The organism is Curtobacterium sp. MCSS17_016 (genome assembly GCF_003234255.2).
GTDB lineage: Bacteria > Actinomycetota > Actinomycetes > Actinomycetales > Microbacteriaceae > Curtobacterium > Curtobacterium flaccumfaciens.
Window position 1 is genome coordinate 152,989 of record NZ_CP126254.1, and the last position, 18,936, is coordinate 171,924.

At 71.5% G+C, this 18,936-nt stretch carries 21 protein-coding genes; 10 read left to right on the forward strand and 11 right to left on the reverse strand.

Features of this window, described 5'->3' with window-relative positions:
• Nucleotides 1-28 precede the first annotated feature (28 nt).
• A complete protein-coding gene (locus tag DEJ19_RS00730) occupies nucleotides 29-1,393 on the forward strand; it encodes a hypothetical protein (protein WP_111232471.1) in 1,365 nt (454 codons plus the stop codon).
• An 87-nt stretch (nucleotides 1,394-1,480) separates the two neighbouring features.
• A complete protein-coding gene (locus tag DEJ19_RS00735) occupies nucleotides 1,481-2,008 on the forward strand; it encodes an ATP-binding protein (protein WP_111232470.1) in 528 nt (175 codons plus the stop codon).
• On the opposite strand, the gene DEJ19_RS00740 is transcribed toward DEJ19_RS00735, so the two are convergent.
• Nucleotides 1,997-2,668 carry an HAD family hydrolase gene (locus DEJ19_RS00740; RefSeq protein ID WP_111232469.1) on the reverse strand — a complete coding sequence of 224 codons (672 nt, stop codon included), beginning with the start codon at nucleotides 2,666-2,668 and terminating at the stop codon, nucleotides 1,997-1,999. The genes DEJ19_RS00735 and DEJ19_RS00740 overlap by 12 nt on opposite strands.
• Before the next feature lie 163 nt (nucleotides 2,669-2,831).
• Between DEJ19_RS00740 and DEJ19_RS00745 the strand changes: the two genes are divergently transcribed.
• From DEJ19_RS00745 to DEJ19_RS00760, 4 genes are read left to right on the forward strand one after another with little or no spacing between them, the layout of a single operon-like run.
• The gene (locus tag DEJ19_RS00745; RefSeq protein WP_110863587.1) at nucleotides 2,832-3,893 is read left to right on the forward strand and encodes a TerC family protein; all 1,062 of its coding nucleotides are present in this window, start codon (nucleotides 2,832-2,834) and stop codon (nucleotides 3,891-3,893) included.
• A gap of 43 nt (nucleotides 3,894-3,936) precedes the next feature.
• A complete protein-coding gene (locus DEJ19_RS00750; protein ID WP_071404490.1) occupies nucleotides 3,937-4,626 on the forward strand; it encodes a YceI family protein in 690 nt (229 codons plus the stop codon).
• Entirely contained in the window at nucleotides 4,623-5,138 is a 516-nt protein-coding gene (locus DEJ19_RS00755) for a sigma-70 family RNA polymerase sigma factor (RefSeq protein ID WP_071404491.1), read from the forward strand. The genes DEJ19_RS00750 and DEJ19_RS00755 overlap by 4 nt, the downstream gene beginning before the upstream one ends.
• Nucleotides 5,135-5,842 carry an anti-sigma factor family protein gene (locus DEJ19_RS00760; RefSeq protein WP_111234281.1) on the forward strand — a complete coding sequence of 236 codons (708 nt, stop codon included), beginning with the start codon at nucleotides 5,135-5,137 and terminating at the stop codon, nucleotides 5,840-5,842. The genes DEJ19_RS00755 and DEJ19_RS00760 overlap by 4 nt, the downstream gene beginning before the upstream one ends.
• Here the strand turns inward: DEJ19_RS00760 and DEJ19_RS00765 are convergent.
• Complete coding sequence (locus DEJ19_RS00765; RefSeq protein ID WP_146250734.1) at nucleotides 5,839-6,318, reverse strand: MarR family winged helix-turn-helix transcriptional regulator; 480 nt, start codon at nucleotides 6,316-6,318, stop codon at nucleotides 5,839-5,841. The two genes, DEJ19_RS00760 and DEJ19_RS00765, sit on opposite strands and share 4 nt — an antisense overlap.
• 128 nt (nucleotides 6,319-6,446) lie before the next feature.
• Between DEJ19_RS00765 and DEJ19_RS00770 the strand changes: the two genes are divergently transcribed.
• A complete protein-coding gene (locus DEJ19_RS00770) occupies nucleotides 6,447-10,016 on the forward strand; it encodes a bifunctional proline dehydrogenase/L-glutamate gamma-semialdehyde dehydrogenase (protein WP_111234283.1) in 3,570 nt (1,189 codons plus the stop codon).
• A gap of 110 nt (nucleotides 10,017-10,126) precedes the next feature.
• Here DEJ19_RS00770 and DEJ19_RS00775 read toward each other — a convergent pair whose 3' ends face one another.
• Genes DEJ19_RS00775 through DEJ19_RS00790 form a run of 4 tightly spaced genes read right to left on the reverse strand, consistent with a single transcriptional unit; the run spans nucleotide 10,127 to nucleotide 12,247 of the window.
• Complete coding sequence (locus tag DEJ19_RS00775; protein ID WP_035809337.1) at nucleotides 10,127-10,324, reverse strand: hypothetical protein; 198 nt, start codon at nucleotides 10,322-10,324, stop codon at nucleotides 10,127-10,129.
• 10 nt (nucleotides 10,325-10,334) lie between these two features.
• A complete protein-coding gene (locus DEJ19_RS00780; RefSeq protein WP_111234285.1) occupies nucleotides 10,335-10,877 on the reverse strand; it encodes a dihydrofolate reductase family protein in 543 nt (180 codons plus the stop codon).
• Nucleotides 10,878-10,910: 33 nt separating this feature from the next.
• Nucleotides 10,911-11,255 carry a hypothetical protein gene (locus DEJ19_RS00785; RefSeq protein WP_111234286.1) on the reverse strand — a complete coding sequence of 115 codons (345 nt, stop codon included), beginning with the start codon at nucleotides 11,253-11,255 and terminating at the stop codon, nucleotides 10,911-10,913.
• Nucleotides 11,252-12,247, reverse strand: coding sequence for an SDR family oxidoreductase (locus tag DEJ19_RS00790; RefSeq protein ID WP_031260052.1), 996 nt, complete (start codon nucleotides 12,245-12,247; stop codon nucleotides 11,252-11,254). Before DEJ19_RS00790 ends, DEJ19_RS00785 begins: the two co-directional genes overlap by 4 nt.
• A gap of 92 nt (nucleotides 12,248-12,339) precedes the next feature.
• On the opposite strand from DEJ19_RS00790, the gene DEJ19_RS00795 reads away from it, so the two are divergent.
• Entirely contained in the window at nucleotides 12,340-13,044 is a 705-nt protein-coding gene (locus DEJ19_RS00795) for a hypothetical protein (protein WP_111234287.1), read from the forward strand.
• Here DEJ19_RS00795 and DEJ19_RS00800 read toward each other — a convergent pair.
• From DEJ19_RS00800 to DEJ19_RS00815, 4 genes are read right to left on the reverse strand one after another with little or no spacing between them, the layout of a single operon-like run.
• Nucleotides 13,016-13,777, reverse strand: a complete 762-nt coding sequence (locus DEJ19_RS00800; RefSeq protein ID WP_220035351.1) for a YqjF family protein — start codon at nucleotides 13,775-13,777, stop codon at nucleotides 13,016-13,018. The two genes, DEJ19_RS00795 and DEJ19_RS00800, sit on opposite strands and share 29 nt — an antisense overlap.
• Nucleotides 13,774-14,607: a nitroreductase family protein gene (locus DEJ19_RS00805; RefSeq protein WP_071404500.1), complete on the reverse strand. Its 834-nt coding sequence runs from the start codon at nucleotides 14,605-14,607 to the stop codon at nucleotides 13,774-13,776. Before DEJ19_RS00805 ends, DEJ19_RS00800 begins: the two co-directional genes overlap by 4 nt.
• Before the next feature lie 3 nt (nucleotides 14,608-14,610).
• Nucleotides 14,611-14,991 (reverse strand): hypothetical protein, encoded by a 381-nt coding sequence (locus DEJ19_RS00810; protein ID WP_111234288.1) that lies wholly within the window; start codon nucleotides 14,989-14,991, stop codon nucleotides 14,611-14,613.
• Nucleotides 14,992-15,001: 10 nt separating this feature from the next.
• The gene (locus DEJ19_RS00815; RefSeq protein WP_017887694.1) at nucleotides 15,002-15,439 is read right to left on the reverse strand and encodes an Lrp/AsnC family transcriptional regulator; all 438 of its coding nucleotides are present in this window, start codon (nucleotides 15,437-15,439) and stop codon (nucleotides 15,002-15,004) included.
• Between the two features lie 246 nt (nucleotides 15,440-15,685).
• Here DEJ19_RS00815 and ddaH point away from each other — a divergent pair, with 246 nt between their 5' ends.
• Both ddaH and rocD read left to right on the forward strand, forming a co-directional pair.
• A complete protein-coding gene (gene ddaH / locus DEJ19_RS00820; RefSeq protein WP_071245287.1) occupies nucleotides 15,686-16,594 on the forward strand; it encodes a dimethylargininase in 909 nt (302 codons plus the stop codon).
• Nucleotides 16,594-17,823 carry an ornithine--oxo-acid transaminase gene (gene rocD / locus DEJ19_RS00825; protein ID WP_111234289.1) on the forward strand — a complete coding sequence of 410 codons (1,230 nt, stop codon included), beginning with the start codon at nucleotides 16,594-16,596 and terminating at the stop codon, nucleotides 17,821-17,823. The genes ddaH and rocD overlap by 1 nt, the downstream gene beginning before the upstream one ends.
• A 73-nt stretch (nucleotides 17,824-17,896) precedes the next feature.
• Here rocD and DEJ19_RS00830 read toward each other — a convergent pair whose 3' ends face one another.
• Nucleotides 17,897-18,889, reverse strand: a complete 993-nt coding sequence (locus DEJ19_RS00830) for an NAD-dependent epimerase/dehydratase family protein (RefSeq protein ID WP_111234290.1) — start codon at nucleotides 18,887-18,889, stop codon at nucleotides 17,897-17,899.
• Between the last annotated feature and the right edge of the window lie 47 nt (nucleotides 18,890-18,936).

The window sequence follows — 18,936 nt, forward strand, 5'->3', positions numbered from 1 at the left end:
TCATCCGACACTGCACCCCAGGAGCCCCATGTCCGCTCGACCTCCACGTCTCCTCCCCGCCCTCGTCCTCGCGGGGCTCGTCCCCCTCGTCGCCACCGCGATCGCCGTCCCCGCCTCGGCCGCACCCGCCGTGACCCGGACCGCCCACCACAGCTGGCTCGTCACGGCCGACCCGACCGCGAAGCGCGTGTACGTCAACGACGCGGTGACCGGCAGGCGGACCGCCACCCTGAGCGGGATCGAGTTCGGAACCCACGCGGGCTCGGTGCAGCTCGGCCACGGGCAGATCGCGTTCATGGACGAGTCGAAGCCGCAGCTCGACGTCCTGGCCATCGGCCCCCGCGGCACGGCCCGCATCGCGCAGCACTACGCGATCCCGAACGGCGACGGCCGCTGGGAGCGCGCCGGCTGGCTGTCCACCGACACTGCACGGCGTCACCTGGCGGTCGGTTCCGACTTCGACGGCTCAGAGCGCCAGCGGGTCACGGTGATCGACCTGCGGCGGAAGACGGAGCGCACCGCCCGGATCGACACCTCGGCCGTGCAGCTCGCCACGACGGGCAAGCGCGGCACCGAAGAGGTCGAGACGTTCCTTGTCGGCAGCCCCCTGCGCCTGGTCGTCACCGCGGGCGGACGCCTCGACGCCTACTCCGTGTCCGCGATCATGCGCGGGGCGACGCACCCGCGCCCCGTCGCGACCACGCCCCTCGGCGCGTACCCGCACGGCCCGATCGTGAACGCCACCGGGACCGTGATCGGTTCCGACCTGGCCGCCGGCGTGCAGACCGTCCGGGTGACACGCACCGGCTTCACGGGCTCCCGGTCCGTCGCCTACCCGAAGCCGAGCGTGCAGAGCTACCGGCCCCGCATGGCACCGGACGGCACGACCGTGGTCGGTACCCAGGCCGGCAGCACGGCCGCGGGGACCCCGTGGAACGCCGTCCCCGCCTACTTGACCACCTCGTCGACCTCGTCGAGCAGGATCAGCAGCGTCGACCTCGGCACCGGTTCCTTCACCCGGGTCGCCGTCACCGCCCGGTTCGCCGCCGTCGCGCTGACGTCGGGTACCGGGGACTCGCTCGTCCTGGTGCGGAAGCAGGCCGACGGTGTCTACTCCGGCCGGACGACCTCGGTCGCGCTCACGCCGCTGCGCAAGGGCCCCGTTGCCGGACAGCCGGCCACCGGGGCGTCGGTGCGGTTCACCGCGGCGACGGACGACGGCCGCAGTGTGTTCGTGACGCGGGGCGACGAGGGGAAGATCACCCAGATCGACACCACCGGTACGAAGCCATCCGTGCTCCGCACCATCACGCTGCCCACGGCGCTCGCCGGAGGCGGATACCTGACGACGGTCGACTCCACCGTGCGTCCGTACGACCTCAGCGGTCGCTGACAAGCGGACCGGCCGGCCGGATCGCTGACCGCCCGGCAGACCAGCCGCCGACCGCCCCTCGGGGTGGTCGGCGGCTAGGGTCCTGGTGTGATCGTCTGGTTGAACGGAACACACGGGGCGGGCAAGACGACGACGAGCCGACTGCTCCAGCCGCTGCTGCCCGGGTCGCGGGTCCTGGACGCCGAGAAGGTCGGCGAGGTGCTGATGGACGTCACGCCGGGGCTGCCGGAGAGCGACAACTTCCAGCACTGGGACCCGTGGCGGCCGCTCGTGGTCGAGACCGCTCGCCGGGTGCACGACTACGTGGGCGGGCCGCTCATCATGCCGATGACGGTCCTGGTCGAGGCGTACTGGCGTGAGATCGCCGCGGGGCTCGCCTCTCACGGCATCCCGGTCCGGCACTTCGTGCTGCACGTCGACGAGTCGACGCTCCGCGACCGGATCCAGAACGACCCGATCGTGGGGCCGTCCACGTTCCGGTTCGCGTACGTCGACGCCTACGCCGAGGCGGCTCGCGGCTGGCTGCACGCCGAGGCAGAGGTCATCGACGCGACCGAGGTCCCCGCCACCGAGGTCGCCCGGGCCGTCGCGGACGCGGTGACGTCAGCGCGCTGACCGCACGAGTGCGCGGAGACCACGGGTCTTCGGCTGCGCGTGGTCGACCAGCACCGCCCGCATCCCGGCTGCCCGGGCACCGGCCACGTCGCGCTCGGGGTCGTCACCGACGAACAGACAGTCCGCCGGGTCGACGCCGAGCTGCCCAGCGAGGGCGTGGAACGCGCGGACGTCCGGCTTCTGGAACCCGATGCGTTCCGAGACGCAGACGCCGTCGAACGCGTCGGCCAGGCCGGTCCGAGCGAGCTTGTCGAGCTGCTGGCTCTCCGTGCCGTTCGTCAAGAGACCGAGGCGGTGTCCGCTTGCGCGCAGCTCGTGCAGCAGCGGCAGGCTCTCGGGGAAGAGCCGCCAGGCCTCGCGGTACGCGAGCAGGTAGTCGTCGAACACCGCGTCCAGGCCGGCCTCGTCGCCGGGCGCCTCGATGCCCAGGTGCGGCAGGACCGTGCGGAGCCGTGCGCGTCGCTGTTCCCGGAAGCTGATCGCCCCGGACCGCCAGCGCTCGAACTGCTCGTCCTCCGCCGTGAACCAGGCGCCGATCGCTTCCTCGGTGGGCTCGACGCCGAAGCCCTGCAGGAACCGGGTCACGCCCACCCGAGCGGACCCGTGGTGGTCGAACAGCGTCCCGTCCAGGTCGAAGCAGATCGCTCGCGGAGTCGCCACGCGCCCAGGCTACGGCGCGTCCGGACGGTGCGACGGCCGCCGAGCGGCACGGCTCTGTCCGCCGCACGCAGCCCCGGGGTTCGCCACCGCCCGGATCATGCCGGAGACTGGTGCGGGTCGCTCACGAAGCTGCCCGCCCCACCACCAGCAAGGAAGGCTCCGCATGCCCGAGCTCCCCGTCGTGTTCGAAGTCGGCTCGATGATCGCCCTGGTCGCGATCCTGCTCGCCGACCTGCTCATCGTCGCGCGTCGCCCGCACGTGCCGACGCTGCGCGAATCCGGCATCTGGGTGGGCATCTACGTCGGGCTGGCGCTGGTCTTCGCGGTGCTCATGCTGGTCTTCGCCGGTGGCGACTCCGCGGGGCAGTTCCTGGCGGGCTGGCTGACCGAGTACAGCCTGAGCATCGACAACCTGTTCGTGTTCGTCATCATCATGGCGCGCTTCTCGGTCCCGAAGAAGATCCAGCAGGAGGTGCTGCTGCTCGGCATCATCATCGCGCTCGTGCTCCGCGGCATCTTCATCCTGGTCGGCGCGCAGCTCATCGAGAACTTCTCGTGGATCTTCTACATCTTCGGCGCCTGGTTGATCTGGACGGCGATCCAGCAGCTCCGCGGCGAGGACGAGGACGACCAGAAGGACACCTTCATCGTCCGGCTGCTGCGCCGCCGGGTCCGTCTCACCGACACGTACGACGGCATGAAGTTCCGCACCCACCACGACGGTGTCCGGCACTTCACGCCGCTGCTCATCGTGCTCATCGCGATCGGCACCACGGACCTGTTGTTCGCGCTCGACTCGATCCCGGCGATCTTCGGCATCACCGAGAGCCCCTTCATCGTGTTCACCGCGAACGTCTTCGCGCTGATGGGTCTGCGCCAGCTCTACTTCCTGTTGGGCGGCCTGCTCGAGCGTCTGGTCTACCTGAAGTACGGCATCGCCGTGATCCTGGCCTTCATCGGCGTGAAGCTCGTCCTGCACGCGCTGCACGACAACGAGCTGCCGTTCCTGAACGGCGGCCACCACATCGAGTGGGCGCCGGAGATCAACACGTGGGTGTCCCTGCTGGTGATCGTCGCCGCGATGGCCGTGTCGACGCTGGCGAGCCTCGTCCGGATGCGCGGGGAGACCCCCGCCGACGCCGTCACCGCGGACGACACAGCGGCGGACGACGACCGATCCGACCAGGACCGCGCCGACCAGGACCGCGCCCGCACCTCCGACTGAAACCCGTTTGAACGATCCGCCCGGCTGCCTCGTCGTTGAGGGTATGGCACTCCGCAAACGAACCAAGGTCATCATCGGGATCTCCGCCGGCGTCGTCGTCGTGGCGGCAGCAGCCGTCATCGCCGGCCCGGTCATCTACGCGAACACCGTCAACGGCCAGGCCGCCGCAGCACCCTCGCTGTCGGCGTCCTCGTCCGGCACCCTCGACGCGAAGGACGCCGACGGCACCTGGACCAGCAAGAGCAGCTCGTACGCCGGGTACCGGGTGCACGAGGTCCTGCAGGGGAATGATGTGAACGTGGTCGGTCGCACGAAGGACGTCAAGGGCACCGCCGTCGTCGACGGCGGGTCCCTCACCAAGGCGTCCGTCACCGTGCAGGTCGGCAAGATCAGCACCCCGGAAGCCGCCCGCGACGAGTACTTCCGTTCCACCGCGCTGCAGACCGACAAGTACCCCACGGCGACGTTCGAGCTGACGAAGCCCGTCGACGTCACGAAGGCGCTCGACGGCTCCACGCAGGACGTCACCCTGACCGGCACGATGGACCTGCACGGCGTCGAGAAGCCGGTCACGGCCGACGCCCAGGTCGCGGTCGGCAAGGGCGGGACCGTCCAGGTCGCCGGCACCGTGCCGATCACCTTCGCCGACTACGGCGTGAAGGCCCCGTCGCTCGGCTTCGTCACCGTGGACGGGAAGGGCTCCGTCGAGTTCTCCCTCGACCTCGGGAAGTGACCGTGACGAGTCGTTCCGCGGACGAGCTGCTCGCGACGCTGTACCGCGAGCACGGTGACGCGCTCACGCGGTACGTCCGGCACCTCACGCGGGACGGCTCGACGGTCGAGGACGTCGTACAGGAGACGATGGTCCGCGCCTGGCAGCGCCCGGCCGTGCTCGAACGGGCACCCGACAGCGCACGGGCGTGGCTCTTCACGGTGGCGCGCAACCTGGTGGTCGACGACGCACGGTCGGCCCGCAACCGCCGTGAGCACGGCACCGAGCACCAGGTCGAACGGATCGAGTCGGACAGCACGGACGCCGTGCTGGACCGGATCGTGGTCGCCGACGCACTCGCGTCGCTGAGTCCGGACCACCGTCGCGTGGTGGTGGACGCGTACTGGCTCGGGCACACGGTGCCGGAGATCGCACGACGACACGACATCCCGGAGGGCACCGCCAAGTCGCGGTTGCACTACGGGCTGCGAGCCCTGCGGCTCGCACTGCAGGAACGAGGAGTGACCCGATGAGCGACGACAAGTACGCGGAGTGGGATGCGGCGTACGTCCTGGGGTCGCTCCCGGCCGGTGAGCGGCTGGAGTACGAGCGGCACCTCGAGACGTGCGACCGCTGTGCGGCCGCCGTCGCGGAGCTGGTCGGTCTGCCGGGACTGCTCGGCAAGCTGCCGGCCGACCAGGCGATCGAGATCTCAGAACCGGACGGGAGGCCCGACACCCGTTCCGAGAGCGACCTCGCCTCCGTCGCGCACCGCGTCCGACACCGTCGCCGCCGTCGCCGGGTCTGGGTCGCCGCAACCGCGGGGCTCGCGGTGGTCGCCGCCGTCCTGGGCGGGCTCGCGGTCGGTGCCGCGGGCGAGCGCACCACGGTGCAGGCCGGTGCCGCTCCGACGGCGGCTGCCACCGCCGACCGCTACGACATGACCGGCGTGCAGGGACTCGACGTCCAGCTCGCCATCAGCGGCGAGCAGTGGGGCACCCGCTTCGACTGGGGGTGCTCGTACGGCGGCAAGGAGTGGTCGCCGGACGGGTCGATCCTCTACGACCTGGTGGTCGTCCGGACCGACGGCTCGACGCAGACCGTGGGCTCGTGGACGGCTGCCGGTGCCGATGCGCGCGGATTGTCGGCGTCGACGGACATCCCGCGGGACGAGATCAAGAGCGTGCAGGTCCGGCTGCGTGGTGAGCGCGGCGCGCTCGCCGTCGTCACGCTCTAGCCGACGTCGGCCTCGTCGGAGGCGTCGTCGGGGCCGATGGCGTCCTGGACGCGCGCACTGACGGACCGCAGCGTCGCGGCGTCGGTCCCCACGGGCCTCCAGAACAGGTCCTCGAGCGCACCGGTGTGCGCGCGGATGCCGGCGAGCACCGCGCGACGGCCCTCCGCGGTCATCACCACCCAGCTGCCACGGGCGTCGCTCGGGCAGTCCGCCCGCTCGACCAGACCGCGGGAGACCATCCGCGTGACCTGGTGGCTGACCCGCGACTTCTCCCACCCGATCCCCGCGGCGATGTCCCGGACGCGCAGACGGTGGTCGGGGTCGCGGTGCAGGCCGATCAGGATCTCGAACTCGGGGACGGAGATGCCGGCGCCCGCCTGGACGGCCCGGTCGAGCGCCCGGTCGAGTCGTCGCCAGGCGTCGTGGTACGCGTCCCAGGTGGCCCAGTCGTGGCCACCGTTGCCCTCCGTCGACATGCCGACCAGCGTATCCACCGGGCGGACGATCGGACCGCGCCGCGAGCCCTTTCATCCGCTCGGATGACTCCTGGCCGACGTACGGCGTGCTCCGAGGTCGCGTCGGACGTGCGGCATACGATCGGGGGATGCCGAGCGCTCGCCTCCAGGACACCACCGATGACGCCGTCGCGCTCGTGCGCCGGTGGCTGGCGGCGTCCGCCGGGGTGAAGCCCGACCCGGGTGCGGTCCGTCTGGCCGAGGTCCTGCGCGACGAGCAGGGCCTCGACTTCACCCGTGGGTTCGTCGACAAGGTCATCCGCCCCGAAGACCCCCGGGTGGCGGCACGCAACCTCGAGCAGCTGAGCCGTGACGTCCCCGACTTCCTCGCCTGGTACCTACGCGGGGCGGTGACGCTCGGCGGCGGGTTCGCCACCATGGCGCCCTGGGCCGTGATCCCGACCGCGCGCCGGATCCTGCGCCGGATGACCGGGCACCTGGTCATCGACGCGAGCACGAGCAAGCTCGGCCCGGCCCTCGCCAAGGTCCGCGGTCCGGGGACGCGACTGAACGTGAACCTGCTCGGCGAAGCCGTCCTCGGCAGCGCCGAGAGCGACCGACGCCTGCAGGGCACCATGGACCTGCTCGCCCGCGACGACGTCGACCACGTGTCGATCAAGGTGAGCGCCGTCGTGCCGCAGACCTCGCCGTGGGCCTTCGACCAGACCGTCGAGCGCGTCGTCGACCGGCTCGTCCCGCTCTACCGCCTGGCCGCGGCACCGACGGCCTCCGGGCACCCCGCCAAGTTCATCAACCTCGACATCGAGGAGTACCGCGACCTCGACGTCACCCTCGCCGTGTTCCGGGCGCTGCTCGACCGTGACGAGTTCGCCGACCTGCCGGCCGGCATCGTGCTGCAGGCCTACCTGCCCGACGCAGCGGGAGCACTCGACGCGCTGACCGCGTGGGCGCAGGAACGCCGGGCGCGCGGCGGTGCCTCGATCACGGTGCGGCTCGTCAAGGGCGCGAACCTCGCCATGGAGCACGTCGACGCGATCCTGCACGGGTGGCCCCTCGCCACTTGGGGCAGCAAGCGCGAGACCGACACCGCGTACCTGCGGCTGCTCGACGCCGCACTGACGCCCGAGCGCACCGACGCTGTGCGGATCGGGGTCGCCGGGCACAACCTGTTCGACCTCGCCACCGCGTGGGTGCTCGCCCAGCGCCGTGGGGTCACCGACGCCGTCGACGTCGAGATGCTGCTCGGCATGGCGTCCACCCACGCCCAGGCCGTCCGGGCCGACGTCGGCCAGATCCTGCTCTACACGCCCGTCGTGCAGCCGGACGAGTTCGACTCGGCCATCGCGTACCTGGCCCGTCGCCTGCAGGAGAGCGCGAGCCCCGAGAACTTCATCGCCGCAGCATCCGACATCGACCACGACGCCAGCGTGTTCGAGCGGGAGCACAGCCGGTTCCTGGCGTCCGTCGCCGCACTCGACGAGCCCGTCCCCGCCACCCACCGCACGCAGGACCGCCACCGCGCGCTCGGCGAGCCGGTCCTGCGCGACGCGTTCCGCAACGCCCCCGACACCGACCCGTCCATCGCCGCGAACCGGGCCTGGGCGCTCGACGTCCTGCGCCGGGTGCCGCGCTCGCAGCTCGGCGCGCAGACGATCCGCGGGGCGAAGGTCGCCGACCGCTCCAAGCTCGAGCGGATCATGGCGCGCACCGCCCAGGCCGGTGTGAACTGGGGGCGGCAGGACCCGTCCGACCGTGCCGAGCTCCTCGACCTCATCGGGCACGAACTCGAGACCCGCCGCGCCGACCTGATCGAGGTGATGGCCGCCGAGACGGGGACGACCTTCGCCCAGGCCGACGCCGAGGTGACCGAGGCCGTCGACGCCGCGCACTACTACGCCGAGAGCGCCCGCCGCCTCGGGGACATCGAGGGCGCGCAGTACGTGCCGCCGCGGCTGACCGTCGTCGTGCCGCCGTGGAGCTCCCCCGTCGCCATCCCCGCCGGTGGTGTGCTGGCGGCGCTCGCCGCGGGCAGCGGTGTCGTGCTCAAGCCAGCGCCCGAGGCCAAGCGGTCCGGTGCCGTGCTCGCCGACGTGCTCTGGGACGCCGGGGTGCCGCACTCGCTGCTGCAGCTCGTCGACCTGGCCGAGGACGAACTCGGCCGCGACCTCATCGGCCACCCCACGGTCGACCGCATCATCCTGACCGGCTCGTCCGACACCGCCCGTTCGTTCCGCTGGTGGCGTGCCGGACTGCCGCTCACCGCCGGGACGAGCGGCAAGAACGCCATCGTCGTCACGCCGAGCGCCGACCTCGACCTGGCGGTGCAGGACATCGTGCAGTCCGCCTTCGGGCACGCCGGACAGCAGTGCTCGGCGGCGTCCCTCGTGATCCTGGTCGGGTCGGTGGGCGAGAGCGAGCGCTTCCAGCGGCAGCTCGTCGATGCCACCCGCACACTCCGGGTCGCGTGGCCGGACGACCCCACGGCGCAGGTCGGCCCGCTCATCGCCGAACCGCAGGGCAGGCTCCGCCAGGGGCTGACCGAGCTCGGGCCGGGGGAGTCCTGGCTCGTGCAGCCCGAGGCGGTCGACGACTCCGGCCGGCTCTGGTCGCCGGGCATCCGCGACGGCGTCCGACCCGGCAGCGACTTCCACCAGACCGAGTACCCCGGCCCGGTGCTCGGCATCATGCGCGCCGAGACCCTCGAGCAGGCGATCGCCGTCCAGAACGGCACCGACTTCGGGCTGACGGCGGGCATCCACTCGCTCGACGTCGACGAGGTGTCCGAGTGGCTGGCTCGCGTCCGCGCCGGCAACCTCTCCGTCAACCGCGGCATCACCGGTGCCGTCGTGGGACGCCAGCCGTTCGGCGGCTGGAAGGGCTCCTCGGTCGGCACCGGCACCAAGGCCGGCGGGCCCATGTACGTCGCGACGCTCGGCCGCTGGCTGCCCACGCCCCGGACCGTGCACAAGAGCATCCAGCTGCACGGCCTGCCCCCGCGCGTCACCGCGGTGATCGAGGCCGCACGCAGCGGGCTGTCCTTCGAGGAGTTCGACCGCGTCCGCGCCGGGGCCCTGAGCGACGTGCACGCACGAGAGACCCTCTTCCGGTCGCGGGACCTGTCCGGGCTCGTGGTGCAGCGGAACGTGCTGCGCCACCGACCCCAGTCGGTCATCGTGCGCCAGGCCGAGGACGCCTCGACCGTGGACCTCGTCCGGACGCTCGTCGCCGCGACCTCGGCACGTGCGCACGTCCTGCTCAGCACGGCTCGGCCGCTGCCCGGCCCGCTCACGCAGCTGCTCGCGGGGAACCGGTCGCCGCTCGACGTCGTCGACCACCTGGTGGAGTCCGACCAGGAGTTCCACGCCCGCGCGTCGTCGGGGGCCGTGTTCCAGGCGGACTGGTCCACCGACCAGGACGACCAGCCGGTCGACGCGCTCGAGGCCGTGTTGTCGCAGGGGCAGGACCGCCCGGCCCACACGGCATTCGGTGGTCCCGGCGCCCGGATCCGGTTGCTCGGCGGTGACCCGCTCGCCCTCGAGGAAGCCCTGGGTGCGAGCATCGACGTCGCGATCCACGACGCCCCCGTGGTCGAGGCCGGCGTGATCGAGATGCTGCCCTACCTGCGCGAGCAGTCGGTGTCGATCACCGCGCACCGGTTCGGCGACGTCGACAGCGACTTCTCCGAGTTGCGCGTGTAGGCGCGTCGCGCTTCGCGCGCGTTGCGCTTCGTACGTTCCGCTTGGTGAGCAGAAGAGGTCGGGTCCCGTGTGGGGACCCGACCTCTTCTGCTCACGAAGTGACCCGAGGATCAGTCCTCGGCGTCACCCGCGTCTTCGTCCTCGACGCCGGTCTCGTCCATGCGGTCCCGCAGGTGGTCCGCCATCGCGCCAGCGCCCTCACCGGCGTGGTCGTGGTCGACCTGCTCGATCAGACCCTGCAGCTTCTCGTGGTTCGTGGCATCGGTGGCACCGTCCATGACGGGCTCGGTCTGCTCGTTGTCGCTCATGCTCCGGACGCTACGCCGCGGTTGCTGCGGAACGGTAGTGGAGCTCGACCGCGCCGCCGTCGAACTGCGTGGTGCCGACGAGTTCGTACACCGGCGTCGGTGCGGCGACCGGCAGCAGGGGTGCCCCGGCGCCGAGCGCGACCGGCATCACCGTGACTCGCAGCTCGTCGAGGATGCCCGCCTGCTGGTACTGCGCCGCGAGCAGTCCGCCGCCGACGACCCAGACATCGCGGCCGTCGGCCACGCGCTCGAGGTCGGCCTGGTGGTCGCCGACCTCGCCCGAGACGAAGCGCACGTCGGCGCCGTCGGGCACCGGCAGGTCTCGGGTGGTGAACACCCACGTCGCCAGGTCCGGGTACGCCCACGTGTCGTCGTGCTCGAGCAGCCACTCGTACGTCGTCGACCCCATCGCGATCGCCCCGACGCCCGCGAAGAACCGGTCGTGGTGCTCCTGGAACGGTTCGAAGCCGAACCGCAGCAGCCAGTCGAGGTCGTCGTCGGGCGCGGCGACGAAGCCGTCCAGCGAGGACGCGACGGAGTAGATCGTGCTCATGCCGGGGACGCTACCGAGCACCCCCGACAGGAGTCAGCCGCGGCCTCGGCGACCGACGACCGCTGCCTCGGCGATCGCCAGGACGTCGGCGATCCAGAGCTGGTCGAGCGCGAACCGGCGGCGACGGGGATCGGCGACGACCAGCGGCACCATCGTCGCACCGTGCAGGGCGTCCACGACGGCGCTCAGGGTGTGCGCGTTGCCGGAACCAGCCCGCGCGACGAGCGCAGCCTGTGCGATCTGACGGACCCCGAGCACGCCGTGCAGCACGGCCTGGTCCGACCCTCGGACCGCACGGTTCAGGTGCCACAGGCCGAGCCCGGCCCGGGCCAGCTCGACGACGGCTGCTCCGGGCACGGTCGACGACCGGCGGCTCATCGTCGGCGTCCCGCGACGAGTGCGACGGCCCCGGCGGCACCGAGCACGGCACCGATGATGCCGTTGCCGACCCGGCGGTGCTCCACCCACCAGGTCTGCGGCGACCAGGCGTGGGCGGACTCGTCGAAGACCCCGTGCGCACCGTGGTCGCCCGGCACCGGCTCGTACAGGTTGTCCCGCATCTCGAGGCCGTCCTTGTCCGGCGCCTGCTGCCCGTCGACCAGGGTCTTGGCGGCGTACCAGTCGGCGAAGCGTCCGCTGATCCGGTTGCCGAGGATCGTGTAGACCGTGGACTCGCCCACCCAGGTGCGGCTGCGCGGTCGTTCGGCGACGGCGGCGATGGCGCGGGCGCCGACCTCGGGCTGGTAGATCGGGGCGACCGGCTGCGGGTGGTGCGGCAGCTTCGACTTCACCCACTGGAACTGGATCGTGTTGAGGGCCGGCATGTCCACGCGGGACACCTTGACCTTGCTGCCCTGTTCGCGCAGCTCGGAGACGACGGACTCGGTGAACCCGACGATGGCGTGCTTCGCGCCGCAGTACGCGGCTTGCAGGGGGATCCCGCGGAACCCGAGCGCCGAGCCGACCTGGATCACGTGCCCGCGACCGCGGGGGACCATCCGCGACAGCGCCGACCGGGTGCCGTTCACGAAGCCGAGGTAGGTCACGTGCAGTGCCCGCTCGAAGTCCTCCGGGGCGGTGTCGAGGAACTTCCCGAACACCCCGACCATCACGCCGTTCACCCACAGGTCGATCGGTCCGAGCTCCTGCTCGACCCGGTCAGCCGCGGCCTCGACGGCGTCGCGGTCGGAGACGTCGGCGACCAGGGCCAGGCCGCGGCGCCCGGCGGCCTCGACCTCGGCGACGGCGGCGTCGACGCCCTCCTGCCCGCGGGCCAGGACGGCCACGTCCCACCCCCGTGCGGCGAGCTCCCGGACGGTCGCTCGTCCCAGTCCTGCGGATCCACCGGTCACCACTGCCACTCGAGTCATGGCTCCCTTGTACCTGCGGTCGACCGTGCACCACTCAGCCGCTGTCCCCCGACGACCCGTGCCTCAGGGCGGTGGCCGAGCATGATGGTGGTGTGGACACGCGAGACGACCCCGTGGAACCCGAGCCGGACGCGGAGCCGCAGCCGCGCTGGATCCGCCGGACGCCGATCGTCCCCGAGCAGTGGTGGGGTCCGCCGACGGCTCTGGCAGTCGGGGTGATGGCGATCGGCATCTGGTTGCAGCGTCCCGCCCTGCCCGTCGTGATCCCGGTCGGCGCCGTGGTGCTGGCCGCTGCGTTCGTGCTCGCGGTCGCCGGGCGGCGTGCGTACTGGTATCCGAGTCGGGCGGAGGCTTGGCGCTTGCATCGCACACGGGTCCTCGTGTGGAACGCGGTGGGCGTCGCGTTGTCGGTGTTCGCCTTCGCGGTGGGAGCACGGACGCTCCTGATCGGGTACCTGGTCGCCGCCACCGGCCTGTACACGATGCGACGCGACGACCCGACGCGGTTCGAGCGGCGCGGTCGTGCGGTGGCGTCGGCGGCCGTCGCGGTGGTGGCGGCCGTGTTCGCGGTCGTGGCGTTGACGGTCCCGGTCGTCGACGAAGCGCACGCATCGCTGTGGATCGGGTGGAGCGTCCTGGTCATCCCGGTCGCTGGCGTCGTCGCGGTGCTGAACTGGCGAGCCGCGTCGAGGACGGCCGAGCCCGACCTCGACGGGGCGGAGGCAGTCGAGGGTCAGCGACCGGGACCGGAGCCGGGCACCGATCCGCTCAGCGCCCCCGACCGAACCGCGTCGTGACCCCCGGCGAGTAGAGCACCGAGTCCGGCTCGAGCTCCGTCAGCCCGAAGGGCAGCCCGGCAGCCCCGACCAGGTCGTCCCGCAGCGACACCACCGAGGCCAGGTGCAACGGCCACGACTCGTGCTCGTTCGGCCAGAACCGCGTCCGTCCGGCCCGGTGCACGTGCATGCCCCACCGAGCCGTCAGGAACGTCTCGAGGGGCCCCGGCTCGTCGAGCGCCTCGCCGATCCGGACGTCGAGCATCGACCGCAGGTGGGTGCCGTGCCGCCGCATCGCGTACCCCACGCGGCCGTCACCGCTGCGCGACTCCGCGACCGCCCACCGGTACGGCAGTCCGGTCGCGACGCGTGCGCCGATGGTCGGCAGGAGCTTCCCGGCGTCGAGCGACAGGAACACGACCCCGCGCTGCCCCTGTTCGTCGACCGTGTAGACGCGGACGTTCAGCTCGACGAAGTCGCCGATGCTCCCGGTCGAGAACGGCGGGAACCGCGTGTCCTCGAACCGGAACGCGATGAGGCCCACCCAGGTGGTCACCCCGTCGTCGGTGCCGTCGAGCGCCATCGTGTCGGGCCGCGTGCCGGCCGGCAGCAGCGGTGCCACCGCCGACACGTCGACGCGCCAGTGCACGAAGACGACGTCGAGCCAGTCCTGCGAGATCCAGGGGCGGCCCGGCAGGCCGGGGGCGACGGCCTGGAGGCTCGGAGCGGTCTGGGTGGGTCGGGTGTCGGTCACGATGTGGTCGCCTCCGGTTCGATGTGGGCTGCGACGGGTGCGTCGTCCCACCCGCGCTGCGGGGTGTCGCAGGTGCCGCGGAACACGTACTGCGAGGGTCGCTTCCGCTCGCTCGACGTCCAGTCGATGGCCGGCCGTCGTCGTTCCGGGGGCAGGTACCCGATCCGGTAGACGGCCATCAGCTCGAGCGACTCGGGGACGCGGAGCAGTCCCTCGATCTCCTCCCACGCGCCGGGGGTCTCCATCGGGAAGGACACGAACTGGATCCCCAGGCCGAGCTCGGTCGTCGCGAGCCAGATGTTCTCCATCGCCGCGCCCATGCTGAACACCGAGTAGAAGCCGGACAGCTCCTCCTTCCGGTACTCGTGGCGGTCGAGCAGCACGCCGAGCAGCAGCGGTGACCCGGCGACGAGCTTCCGGTTCTCCTCACCCAGGGTCTGCGGCACCCGGAGCGTGTTCATGAGCAGCTGCCCGCGCTTCGTGAACACCTGCTTCGTGAACGGCCGCAGCGGCCCGGGGAGCTTGTCGAACAGCATGCCGTCGCGCCGCTCGTCCATCTCGGCCTTCGAGAACCGGAAGTACGGCTTGTACCGCTCGAAGAACGTGCCCTCGGCCATGGTGCGGGTCATCGAGCTGCCGCTGATCTCGGCGACGCGGTCGATCGTCTGGCGTTCCTCGATCAGCACGAAGCGCCACGGCTGGCTGTTGAGCTGCGACGGCGCCCGGCCGGCGAGCTCCATGAGCAGTCGCTGGTGCTCGTCCGACACCGGATCGGGCAGGAACGGCCCGTTCGTCGTACGTCGTCGTCGGATGGCCTCGAACAGCTCCACTGCTCACCTCTCTGATCGCCTGCGTGCGAGCACGGCCCCCAGGTAGGACGGTGCGGCGGCGACCGCGACCCTCCAGTGTGCTCCGGAGCGCGGGTTCGTGCGTGGAGCGACCGCCAGCGGCACGAGTGCCGGCAGCAGGAACAGTGCGGTGCGGTCGCGCGTCCACGCGGGGGTCGTCGCGGCGACGCCGGTCAGGGTCGCGGTCACGACGAACAGGCCGTGGTGCACGACGCGGAGCTTCTTCGTGCGGATCAGCCGCACGGCGACCGCGGTGCCCCACAGGCAGTTCGCGACGTAGGCGACGCTCGCAGCGGTGACCAGCTGCCGGGCCGGGCGCGATCCCGTGGGTGCCGAGTCGCGCCTCCAGACCGTCTTCCGTCCCATGCGTGGGACGTTACGCGGTCTCTCGACTGACGAGCTTGGAGAGCACGATCGCGGAGCGGGTGTGGTCGACCTGGGGTGCGAGGCGGACCTTGTCGAGCGCCTCCTCGAGCGCGGACAGGTCCTTCGAGCGCATGTGCACGACGGCGTCGGCGCTGCCGGTGACCGTGCCGGCGTCGATGACCTCGGGGACGGTGTCGAGCAGGGCACGCAGCTCGTCGGGCGAGACGGTGCCGCGGCAGTAGAGCTCGACCCAGGCCTCGGTGCCGCGGTCCTCGACGGCGGGGTCGACCTTGATCGTGAAGCCCTGGATGACGCCGTCACCGACCAGCCGGTCGACACGGCGCTTGACGGCCGAGGCCGAGAGTCCGACCACCGACCCGATGTCGCCGTAGCCGGCGCGGGCGTTGTCCCGGAGCTGATCCAGGATGCGGTGGTCGAGCGTATCCATTTGTCCCCATCGTACGCGGACTTGTTGCGAGGCTGGTGGGTCTGGCGCACGAAACGTGCGTCACCCGAACGGGTGTCACGGTCCCGCAGGCGGGGGACTGCACTCGTCGGACGGTTCATGCCAGACTTCTGAGTGGCGTCGACCTGGTCCGCTGCGGTGAGTGAGCCTGCATCTCACCGGAGCTCTTCTCCTCGTTCCGTTTCGGTTCCTGGCAGGCTCGGGCCCCGGTCCCTTCCAGGAGGACTGATGTCGAACACCGCACCCGCCCCCGAGTCCGTCGCCACCCCGGCCCGTGTCGCCACCAAGCGCACGATCCTGATGTGCAAGCCGGACTTCTACACCGTGAGCTACCGGATCAACCCGTGGATGCACCCGGAGGAGCCGACCGACACGTCGAAGGCCGTCGAGCAGTGGGAGTCGCTCGTCGCCGTCTACGAGCAGCTCGGCTTCGACATCTCGTACATCGATCCCATCGACGGCCTGCCGGACATGGTCTACGCGGCCAACGGCGGGTTCGTCCTCGACGGCATCGCGTACGGCGCGAAGTTCCAGTACCCCGAGCGCCAGCCCGAGGGCCCCGCGTACATGGACTGGTTCCGCCAGGCCGGTCTGACCGTCGCCGAGCCGGAGCAGACCAACGAGGGCGAGGGTGACTTCCTGCTCATCGGGGACACCATCTTCGCCGGCACCGGCTTCCGGTCGGACAGCACCTCGCACGACGAGCTCGCGAAGATCTACGGCCGCGAGGTCGTCACGCTCAAGCTCATCAACCCGAGCTTCTACCACCTCGACACCGCCATCGCCGTGCTCGACCCCGAGCCCGCCGTCGACGGGACGAGCAACATCGCCTACCTGGAGAGCGCCTTCGACGAGCCGTCGCTGGCGATCCTGCGCGAGCGCTTCCCCGACGCGATCATCGCCACCGAGGAAGACGCCGCGATCCTCGGTTTGAACTCGTACTCCGACGGGTACAACGTCGTGATCGCCGCCCGGGCTGTTCGGTTCGCCGAGCAGCTGCGTGAGAAGGGCTACAACCCGATCGGCGTCGACCTGTCCGAGCTGCTGCTCGGCGGTGGCGGCGTGAAGTGCTGCACCCTCGACCTGCACCCGGTCGGCACCGGCACCTCGGTCGCGCGTTCGCTCGGGGTCAGCTGATGTCGGCGGCAGCGTCGCTCGGGGTCAACACCGCGGCGGCGCTCGCCGTCGAGGACCGCGCCCTCGCGCACAACTACAGCCCGCTGCCCGTCGTCATCGCGTCGGGTGCCGGAGCGACCGTCACCGACGTCGACGGCAAGCAGTACCTGGACGGCCTCGCCGCGTACTCGGCGGTGAACTTCGGTCACGGCAACCCGCGGCTGCTCGACGCAGCACGGGCGCAGCTCGACCGGGTGACGCTCACGAGCCGCGCGTTCGTGAACGACCAGCTCGGGCCGTTCGCCGCAGCACTGGCGGCGTTGACGGAGACCGAGATGGTCCTGCCGATGAACACCGGTGCCGAGGCCGTCGAGTCAGCGATCAAGGTGTCCCGCGCCTGGGGCTACCGCGTCAAGGGCGTGCCGGCCGAGCGGGCGACGATCATCGTCGCGTCCGGGAACTTCCACGGCCGCACCACGACGATCATCTCGTTCTCGGACGACCCCTCGGCCCACGATGACTTCGGCCCGTTCACGCCGGGCTTCCGCACGGTGCCGTACGGCGACGCTGCGGCCCTGCGCGAGGCGATGGACGAGACCGTCGTCGCCGTGCTGCTCGAGCCGATCCAGGGCGAGGGCGGCGTGGTCATCCCGCCGGAGTCCTACCTTCCTGACGTCCGCGCGGTCTGCGACGAGTTCGGTGCGCTGTTCATCGCCGACGAGATCCAGTCCGGCCTCGGTCGCACGGGGCACACGCTCGCGGTGCAGCGCGTCGGGGTCCGCCCCGACCTCATCACGCTCGGCAAGGCACTGGGTGGCGGCATCGTGCCGGTGTCGGCGGTGGTGGGTTCGCGCGATGTCCTGGGCGTCCTGCGCCCCGGCGAACACGGGTCGACCTTCGGCGGGAACCCGCTCGCCGCAGCTGTCGGCGCCGAGGTCGTGGCGATGCTCGGAGAGGGCACCTTCCAGCAGCGGGCTCTCGACGGCGAACCGCTGTTGCGCGGCCTGCTCGACGACCTGCTCGGCAAGGGTGTCGTCTCGCACCGGGTCGCCGGACTCTGGGCGGGGATCGACATCGACCCCGCGCTCGGCACCGGCAAGGAGATCTCGAAGGACCTCGCCGACCGCGGGCTCCTGGTGAAGGACACCCACGGGTCGACGATCCGCTTCGCGCCGCCCCTGGTCGTCACCGACGACGAGGTGCGCTTCGCGATCGGAACCCTGGCCGACGTGCTCGCCGCGCGCGCCTGACGCGGGCGTTTCGTGAGCAGAAATGGTCGGGTCGCCACACGGCACCCGACCATTTCTGCTCACCAAGTGCGGCTCACACCGCCCAGCGCGCCGCCAGCTCGTCCATCAGGGCATCGAGCCGCTCGTCGACGGCCTGCTCCTCGGGGTGCGCCTCGTACCAGGCGATGACCTCGCGCACACCCTGCCGGTAGGTCGTGCGCGGCCGGTACCACGGCACGAGCGACCGGACCTTGCTGTTGTCGAACACCGAGCTGTTCGCCTTGTCGCCGAGCAGCGCCGCGCCCCACTCGGGGTCGACGGCGTTGATCGCGTCCGCCGGCACGTGCACGATCCGCAGGTCCTCGACCCCGGCCGCCGCCGCGATCTCGTGCGCGATGGCGTTCCACGTCGGGGCCTCATCGCTCGTGATCGTGAAGGGCTCACCGATCGCCTCGGCCCGGTCGAGCAGCCCCGTGAACCCGACCGCGAAGTCGCGACTGTGCGTCAGGGTCCACAGCGAGGTGCCGTCGCCGGTGATGATGACCGGCTTGCCGGCACGCATCCGAGCGACCGCGGTCCAGCCGCCGGTCAGCGGCAGCTTCGTCTCGTCGTAGGTGTGCGACGGCCGCACGATCGTCACCGGGAAGTCCTGCTCCCGGTACGCCTCCATCAGCAGCTCCTCGCACGCGATCTTGTCGCGCGAGTACTGCCAGTACGGGTTCTTCAGCGGCGTCGACTCGGTGATCGGCAGGTGCGTTGCCGGCGTCTGGTACGCCGAGGCCGAGCTGATGAACACGTACTGCCGCGTCCGCCCGGCGAAGAAGTCGACGTCGGCCTGCACCTGGTCCGGCGTGAAGGCGATCCAGTTCACGACCACGTCGAAGCGCTGGTCGCCGAGTGCGTCCGCCAGTGCGCTGCGGTCCGACACGTCGGCCTGGAGGCGCGTCACACCCTCCGGGATCGGCCTGCCCCCGGTGGTCCCCCGGTTGAGCACGGTCACGTCGAACCCCTGCTCGACGGCTTCCCGGACGCAGGCGGCGCTGATCACGCCGCTCCCGCCGATGAACAACACGCTCGCTCCGGTCATGGATGCTCCCTCGCTCTCCGCGGCGCAGCCCTGCGCCGAACCCCTCC